The 286-nt window shown below is 35.7% G+C and carries 1 pseudogene; it reads right to left on the reverse strand.

What is annotated here, in order from left to right:
• Positions 1 to 256: pseudogene (locus ACNKXV_RS14550) on the reverse strand (nucleotide sugar dehydrogenase); the annotation flags it as partial.
• Positions 257 to 286 lie beyond the last annotated feature (30 nt).

Genomic DNA, 286 nt, shown 5'->3' on the forward strand with positions numbered 1-286 from the left:
TAAGTTGCTCAGGATCACATGTTGGCAACAAACCTATTTGCCCGATTTTAGGGGAGTTGGAAGTTAAAACGGATTTCAACAGATCGTCTTCCACCTCAAGAGTATGATCATTACCCTTGAGAAGTTCACCCACCCTTTTTTTATCTATATCAAACCCAATGACAGGAAACTTTTTTGCGAACTCAACTGCCAATGGAAGACCTACATATCCTAATCCAATTACAGCAATTTTTGAGTCTTGTATAGATGTTAACATTTTAGATATTAATGTTTTAAATAGGATTTA

It is taken from the genome of Christiangramia aquimixticola, from assembly GCF_048285835.1.
GTDB lineage: Bacteria > Bacteroidota > Bacteroidia > Flavobacteriales > Flavobacteriaceae > Christiangramia > Christiangramia aquimixticola.